This window comes from Pseudomonas meliae, from assembly GCF_001400515.1.
GTDB lineage: Bacteria > Pseudomonadota > Gammaproteobacteria > Pseudomonadales > Pseudomonadaceae > Aquipseudomonas > Aquipseudomonas amygdali.
Genome location: NZ_LJQT01000006.1, coordinates 1 through 7650 on the forward strand (window position 1 = coordinate 1; position 7650 = coordinate 7650).

General features: G+C 53.7%; 9 protein-coding genes and 1 pseudogene. All 10 read left to right on the forward strand.

Features of this window, described 5'->3' with window-relative positions; all coding sequences use genetic code 11:
• Positions 1-309: ABC transporter permease (locus tag ALO64_RS00035; RefSeq protein ID WP_408002889.1), on the forward strand; the 309-nt coding region annotated here is incomplete at its 5' end.
• A complete protein-coding gene (locus ALO64_RS00040; protein WP_005742963.1) occupies positions 306-1010 on the forward strand; it encodes an ABC transporter ATP-binding protein in 705 nt (234 codons plus the stop codon). The genes ALO64_RS00035 and ALO64_RS00040, both read left to right, overlap by 4 nt.
• Positions 1011-1068: 58 nt before the next feature.
• The gene (locus ALO64_RS00045; protein ID WP_044345387.1) at positions 1069-1830 is read left to right on the forward strand and encodes a glycosyltransferase family 2 protein; all 762 of its coding nucleotides are present in this window, start codon (positions 1069-1071) and stop codon (positions 1828-1830) included.
• 1 nt (position 1831) lies between these two features.
• Positions 1832-2446 (forward strand): PI-PLC domain-containing protein, encoded by a 615-nt coding sequence (locus ALO64_RS00050; RefSeq protein WP_005731151.1) that lies wholly within the window; start codon positions 1832-1834, stop codon positions 2444-2446.
• Between the two features lie 7 nt (positions 2447-2453).
• Positions 2454-3092 (forward strand): HAD family hydrolase, encoded by a 639-nt coding sequence (locus ALO64_RS00055; protein WP_002551860.1) that lies wholly within the window; start codon positions 2454-2456, stop codon positions 3090-3092.
• Positions 3089-3819: pseudogene (locus ALO64_RS00060) on the forward strand (glycosyltransferase family 2 protein). Before ALO64_RS00055 ends, ALO64_RS00060 begins: the two are co-directional and overlap by 4 nt.
• Positions 3816-4136, forward strand: a complete 321-nt coding sequence (locus ALO64_RS00065) for a hypothetical protein (protein ID WP_002551862.1) — start codon at positions 3816-3818, stop codon at positions 4134-4136. The pseudogene ALO64_RS00060 and the gene ALO64_RS00065 overlap by 4 nt, the downstream one beginning before the upstream one ends.
• A 3-nt stretch (positions 4137-4139) precedes the next feature.
• A complete protein-coding gene (locus ALO64_RS00070) occupies positions 4140-5915 on the forward strand; it encodes a hypothetical protein (protein WP_044345385.1) in 1776 nt (591 codons plus the stop codon).
• Positions 5912-6517 (forward strand): hypothetical protein, encoded by a 606-nt coding sequence (locus tag ALO64_RS00075; RefSeq protein WP_002551864.1) that lies wholly within the window; start codon positions 5912-5914, stop codon positions 6515-6517. The genes ALO64_RS00070 and ALO64_RS00075 overlap by 4 nt, the downstream gene beginning before the upstream one ends.
• A 42-nt stretch (positions 6518-6559) precedes the next feature.
• Complete coding sequence (locus ALO64_RS00080) at positions 6560-7603, forward strand: WavE lipopolysaccharide synthesis family protein (protein WP_044345384.1); 1044 nt, start codon at positions 6560-6562, stop codon at positions 7601-7603.
• Positions 7604-7650 lie beyond the last annotated feature (47 nt).

Sequence of the window (7650 nt, forward strand, 5' to 3'; positions counted from 1 at the left end):
TGTCTACACCCTCTTAGCGTCATTCAGGTAACTGTGAGGGATGCAAAACACTTCATCGATGTGTTTCTGCCCTTGCTGTTCTGGTTGACGCCAATTGTGTGGGTCACCTCCGCGCTGCCCGAGGGTGTCGCCAGCATAGCGGCCTACAACCCGGTAGCTCTTTATTTCGATAGTTTCAGCAGCATTTTGCATGCTGGTGTGGTTCCAGACACCCGTGATCTGCTGCTTTGCGTGTTGATGGGGGCCGCCTCGTTGCTCATCGGCCTGCTGATATTCAGAAAGGTCGACGACGTGGTGGAGTATTTATGAGCCGCGTCGTCATCAAGGCGGAAAATCTTACCAAGCAGTTCACTCTTCGCCACAACAGGGGCGGTTTGAAAAGCAAGTTTCTAGGCCTGTTCGATGCTCGATACCGTGAGCATGCCGAAACGTTCATGGCAGTCAGCGACGTGTCGTTCACCTTGCATAAAGGGGAGTCGCTTGCACTTGTGGGACATAACGGTTCAGGTAAAAGCACGCTCTTACAGCTGGTTTCACGCATCCTTGTTCCCACCAGCGGACGCTTGACTACGGTGGGTCGTGTAGCCCCTTTAATAGAAATCGGTGTGGGCTTTCACCCTGATCTGACAGGGGAGGAGAATATCTATCTCAACGCCAGCCTGTTCGGGTTAAGTAACAGGGAAGTGCGTTCGCGTTTCAACGAGATCGTGGATTTTTCCGGTCTGGGAAACTTCATTGATACCCCGGTCAAGAACTATTCGTCGGGTATGTATATGAGGCTGGGTTTTTCGGTGGCTGTTCATGTTGAGCCACAGGTTTTGCTGGCTGACGAAGTGCTCGCTGTGGGGGACGAAGAGTTCAAGCGCAAATGCCACGAGCGAATTCGCACTTTGCAGGATGACGGCATGGCCCTGATTCTTGTTACCCACGCGGTAGAAGAGGGTAAAGAGTTTTGTCAGCGCTATTTGACGCTTGAGCGTGGCCGGATGATTGAACACGGTTGTTATTGATTCATTGCAGTCAATGCCGCTTCGTCAACTTCAAATCACCCATTCAAAAGGGATTTTCATGCTGCAAATTATCGTTCCGATGGCGGGTGCCGGGAGTCGCTTTGCGGTCGCGGGCTACACCGATCCCAAGCCGTTGATCCCTGTACATGGCGTACCGATGATCAAGGTCGTGATTGACAACCTGACGCCGGATTGTCCGCACCGATTCATCTTCATCTGTCAGGCGGATCAGGTCGCAACCTATTCGCTGAAGGAAAAGCTGAATGCGTGGGCACCTGGATGCGACATCGTCGAACTCGGTGGGCTGACAGGCGGCGCTGCGTGCTCCGTTTATGCCGCGAGGCACCTGCTCGACTGTAGCCAGCAAGTGATGATTGCCAACAGCGACCAGTATGTCGATGTGGACATAAACGCTTATCTGCGGGCAATGAACGAGAGTGACGCAGCGGGCTTGATCATGACGATGAAAGCCAGCGATCCGAAGTGGTCGTTTGTGGGATTCAGTGCAGAAGGCCTGATCACTCGCGTGGTGGAAAAAGAGGTCATCTCTGACGAAGCCACTGTCGGCATCTACAACTTTCGCAATGCAGGTCAGTTGATATCGGCCATCGAGACAATGGTCATGAAAGATCTTCGCGTCAATGGCGAGTTCTATGTTGCCCCGGCGTACAACGAGATCATCGGACGCGGCGCCAAAGTGATTCATTACAGTATTGGCGCAGAGGGTCATGGCATGTACGGCCTGGGTATACCGGCAGACCTGAACCAATTCCTGTCGTTGCCGCTAAGCAGGCAGGCAGCCTCGGGAAGGCAGGCCTGACATGCAGATCATCAGCCATCGTGGCTATTGGCTGCAAAAGCCGCAGCGCAATTTGCCCGAAGCATTTCACCGATCATTCGACCTTGGTTTCGGCACAGAAACCGATGTCCGCGACGTGGCGGGTCAATTGGTTATTTCTCACGACATGCCCGTTGGTGGCGAGCTGACGCTTGAGGAGCTGCTCGCCATCATGGCAGGTCGTAACTTGCCACTGGCCATCAACATCAAAGCTGATGGAATGGCGCAGGCGCTCGCCAAAACCTTCGCTCGATATGGTCATACCAACTGGTTTGCCTTCGATATGGCGGTACCGGACATGCGCAGTTACTTTCACGCGAACGTTATTACTTACACCCGGCTCAGCGAAGTTGAACCGTCCCCAGCCTGGATCGAAAAGGCAGCAGGTGTCTGGCTTGACGGTTTTGAGGGGGAATGGTTTTCCAGTCAGGTTATTGGCGATCTTCTATCTCAGGGCAAGCAGGTGTGTGTGGTATCTCCCGAGTTGCACGGGCGTGACCATGGCGGCCTGTGGCAGCAATTGCTTGAACTCGAAGCGCACGACGGTTTAACGATTTGCACTGATATTCCCGCAGACGCAGCCACTTTCTTCAAGTGAGGCAATCATGATCAAGGCAGTGATATTCGATATGGATGGCGTCCTCATTGAAGCCAAGGAATGGCATTACGATGCACTGAACAAAGCCCTCAGCCTGTTCGGTTACAACATCAGTCGCCATGAACACCTCACCGCCTACGACGGTCTGCCCACCTCGCGCAAACTCGACATGCTGAGCGTAGAGCGCGACCTGCCGGTTGCGTTGCACGCATTCATCAACGAGATGAAGCAGCAGTACACCATGGAAATCGTGTACGCCCAGTGCAAACCGACGTTTGTGCATCAGTACGCGCTGTCATCGTTGAAAACAATGGGCTACAAGCTGGCGGTTGCATCCAACTCCATTCGCAACACCGTGGAGGTCATGATGAACAGGGCAGACCTGGAGCGATACCTCGATTTGCAGCTCTCCAACGAGGATGTCAAACATGCCAAGCCAGCTCCCGATATCTACACCAAAGCCATCAGGCAACTGGGCCTGATGCCCGAAGAGTGTCTGATCGTCGAAGACAACGAAAATGGTATCAAAGCCGCCAGAGATTCCGGTGCCCATGTTCTGGTCGTGGCTGAAACCTGCGATGTAAACCTCAATAACATCCTCGGCAAGGTCGATGAGATCAACGTCGACAAGGTGGCTAGCCTGTGAGCGCATTGAACATCATTCTTCTGTCGGGAAAGAAGGGAGAGACGTCGCTCGACGACGGCGAGTACCCCGAATATCTGTGCGAATGCAATGGCAAGCCACTGATCCATACGCTGATCGACAACTGTGCTGCGCTTGAGCCGCGCAGGATCATCTGCACATTCTCGAATGACGATGTCACTCGGCTGCACCTTCGCAACATGGTCCAGCAAATGCACCCTGCGGCCAGTGTTCTGCCCATTAACAAAATCACCCGGGGTGCCGCCTGCACGGCACTTCTGGCGAGCGGGCAAATCGACAACGATGATGAGTTGTTGATTCTCAGTGTCAGTGATTTTCTGGATATAGAGCTGCGTGACGCCGTGCGTGCGTTTCGGAACAACGATGAAGATGCCGGCGTGGTTATCTTCAATTCACTGCACCCTCGCTATTCATTCGCACGTCTGGATAGCAACTGCCGGGTCATTGAAGCTGCCGAAAAAATCCGATCAGTCCCCACGCCATTGCAGGTGTGTACTGGTTCAAATCCGGCTCGCTGTTCGTGGCGGCGGCGAAAGAGATGATTCGCAAGGATGCCAGGGTCAATGACAACTTCTACATAGCACCCGCTCTCAATGAGCTGGTGCTGTTACAGAAAAGGATCGGTGCCTACCGAATCGAACCCAGTCAGTACCGGCCACTGAAAACCAATAGTCAGCTTCACGCTTTCGAAGCAGGAGAAATGCGATGAAAACGGCAAGACTGCAAGACATGGTCAAAGGCTGGTTTGTGGGCGGCTTCGAGCCTGCTGCTTTCAATACCGAGTCCTGTGAGGTCGGGGTCAAGATTTACCAGGCAGGCGAAAAGGAAGCTGCCCATTATCATAAGGTTGCCACAGAGATAACCGTGCTCATTTCCGGGTCCGTCAACATGCGCGATCAGGTCTGGCATGCAGGCGACATCATCGTTCTGGAGCCGGGCGACATCACTGCGTTCGAAGCGCTCACTGATGCAACCACCGTTGTCGTTAAGGTGCCCGGCGCGCTTGCCGACAAGTACGTCGTCTGAGCCATGAAAACGACCCATCTCCAGCACCATCCAAGCCTTGGTTACCTGGCGGCGGACAGCCTGCATAAGCTCCCGGTTGGCCTGCTGCTGCCCCATGAATGTTCGGGTTTTGTTTCGTTCCGCGCCCATCCGTTTCGCAAGCCGGAGCGGGTAATCAAAAACCTGCATGCCGCACTGCGTCCGTTATCCATGTACGACTCGGGTAGTTACTGCTTTTATGGTGTCCAGAGTGATTCACCGCTGGCGCCACTGCTGCTGTGGGACGGTGCCCATTTTCTGAATGTTGGCGAGAAGATTACAGTTATCGAAGACACTGAGTTTGAGTGCTATCTGGACCGTGAGTATTTTGCCGGATCACTCAAGGTAATCGAACGCTCGGCCACCTCTGTCACCTACAAAAAGGTAGCAAGGCTGGCGGCGGAATCCGATGACGATCTTGATGGCTGGAGCTTTTGCCTTCCTGTAGGGCCAGGAGACGCCACGGTCCTGAATGCGGTAGTGAAGCGTATTCTGGAAATTGACGTCCCGCGCAAGGAGATACTTTTGTGTGGCACACCGGGAAGCAACTTCGCCTATTTCGACAAGGTTCGCATCGTGGGGCAGGACATTACCGCTCCGCCAGTGCAGATCTGCAAGAAGAAAAATCGTCTCGCTCTGGAGGCCGGATTCAGCAATCTCGTGATCCTGCATGACCGCGTATTTCTGCCCAGGAATTTTGGAGAAATCGTACGTCGCTTTGGTCCGCGCTATCCGTTGATGACACTGCAAAGCATGTTTTTCGACAATCGGCTCAGTATGCACCCTCGCCGCTATTCGGATTACGGCATGGCTTTGGGCGCGATAGCCAACGGTCTTCAGGGGGTGAGCCGAAACTGCAGCGATGCAGCGAGTATCGCCCCGTCGATTTTTCCAGAGATCGAGCGGACCGGTTTCAGTTATGCCAGTGCCATGCGTTACAACAGCGACTCCTGCTACGCGACCGGCAGTCTCTACATCTGCCGGAAGGAAGTGTGGAATGCCTTCCCGTTGGACAAGTCTTTGTATTGGGTTGAATTTGAAGACATTGAACACGGTATGCGCCTGTCAAAAGCTGGAGTACCTTGCAGGGTCAATCCATTCGGCATTACGCAATCAATCACCTCCCGTGCGCTATTGGGATCAGAGACTTTGGTGCAATCAGCAAGTGGCAAACTCGGACGCATAGGCCCGCGTTACTTCTCGGTTCTGAACAAGAAGCCTCTGATCAACATCTCCAGCAAAACGGCTCTCGCCAGGCTGCACCAGTTCGCAAGTAAGTACCTCGTCAGCCGGGCAGCAGTGAGTATACCGACCGGGGTTTGTCATATAAGTGTTCGAGCCTGGATCGAGCTGATCAATCATGTCGTTCAGCAGTCCACGTTCAAAAACGATATTGGAACGGTCAGAGAATTTATCAGCGACTTTGAGAGGCTGGTGTTGTTTGACCAGCTCCCAAGTACGCGGCAAGAGTTTCTGGTCAATCGCTTCCTTGCAGACCCTGTGCTGGCCAAACAGACGCTGATCACCCAGAGCTGTGAAGTGCGCAATATGTTGCGTCAACGCAGTACGCAGACATGGTTTGTTCGTCAGCAGGATGATTACTTTCATCACCTCCTCCTGTCGCTCCCGGGTATTTTGATTTCGGCGGTTCGTGCTTGCAGAAACAACGGGAAAATCTTCTATTTTGAAAGCGTGTGGGCTGCGGTGAAGGCTATCTATAACTCCACTCCCTTCGAGTCCTATGCCAGAGGTTCAAAATGAAGATATTCGTCGTGTCTCATTTGAGCCCCAGGCCGGCCAGTCATGAGCTGATCTGTCAGCTGTCCCACATCCAGCACGCGTATAGAAAGACAATCCCGGTGCTTGTCATCGATGACCGCTACAACCTGACCGAACTGCCCATCAGCGATCTACCGACGGACCACGTCCAGTTCAGTCTGGAAGACTTCCTTCACGAAAATGGCCTGAGCGGCATCGTGGCGAACAGCGTTGCGCGTCATATGGATAAGGTCGAGAGCGTATGGGTGCTGATTGATTTTGGTCAGCATGACTCGGCTACCTGCATGGACTTCATCCAGAAAATGGCTCGCTACAACTATTTGAGCCCAAGGCTTCGAAACCGAAACATCGTGATCATGGTGCCTGCCATGCACCTGGGTATCTATTCGCGAACCCTCAATGCCTCGTTCAATAACCTGCCTTCAATCACAACAGCTGCAGCTCGTTCGGCTCAAATCGGGAGGTTATTCATGGTCACTCGTCTTGAGACGGTGCTGATCAGCCTGCCAATGCTGGCTGGAGTCCTGCGTCGCATGCATCGTCTTTTTTTGCGCGTCTTTCGGCGTGCTGCGAGATTTATCTGAATGATCTGTTCTCGTCGTCATTCCTCATTAAAGGTTAAGAACATGCCTCATCTTGTGGCCGTTGATTCCAGAAAAATCAGCGTGGTTATCCAGGGACCTCTTTATCGCAACCTGAGCCCCCAGCGGAATATCTTCGCCTGTATCGCATCGGTCAGGACACACCTGCCACATGCCGAAGTTATCGTCTCTACCTGGTGTCATGAAGATACTTCTGCGGTTGAAGCGGATCAGCTCATCATGTCGGATGATCCGGGTGCCTTCGTCGACGATGCCGGTAATCAGATCAACATCAATCGCATGCTGCGATCGACGTTGTGCGGTATTCAGGCCGCCTCAAGACCGTATGTCATGAAGACGCGCGCCGACCACAACCTGACCAGCCCTGCACTGGCTGTCATAGGCCAGCCAGATGATGCCAACCCTGGCGAAACGCGCTTGTTCGAGACGCCCATTACCACCACGATGCTCTACATTCGTGACCCTGAACGGTTACCGATGTTGTTCCACATATCGGACCTTGTTCAGTTCGGCACACGCGATGCGATGCTCGCCATGTGGGAGCAACCACTGTTTGAAAGGCGCGCGCTTTTCAATGACAAGCCGTCTCGCAACCCGTTTGGCAACTTCATTGGCTACACGTCTGCGCGCATGGTGACCGAGCAGGCGCTGATGCTGGGTGTCATGCGCAGGAAGGGCATTGACGCCCGGCTTGGACGTCCCTGCGAGGTAGGGCTGAGCAATCTGAAGTTATGGGACAACGTCTTGAGGCGCAACTTCAGAGTCCTGAATCACTCCGAGGCTGGCGTAGACTTCCCGGAACGCTTTCTAACCAGCCGCCGCGTATTGAGCACACTCTACAAAGCTTCTGCGATAGAGCAATTGCGGGGTATTGATCCGAAGCGCTACAGGCTGAGAATCGCGCGCATCTGGCTCAATCAGTACCTGCTGACCTGCCTGCGCCCCGGCTGGTGGGTGTCCTTTGCGACCATCGTATTGTTCAGCAGTTCGCCGACCTTTGCCAAGCGCGTTCGCTCGTACTGGCGCACGCTCAGGAAGGTAGCGCATGCAGAGTCATATCGGATCTAGTCATCCCGACCCTGAGCACTTGCTCGACTTTAGGGATTCTCCGATCA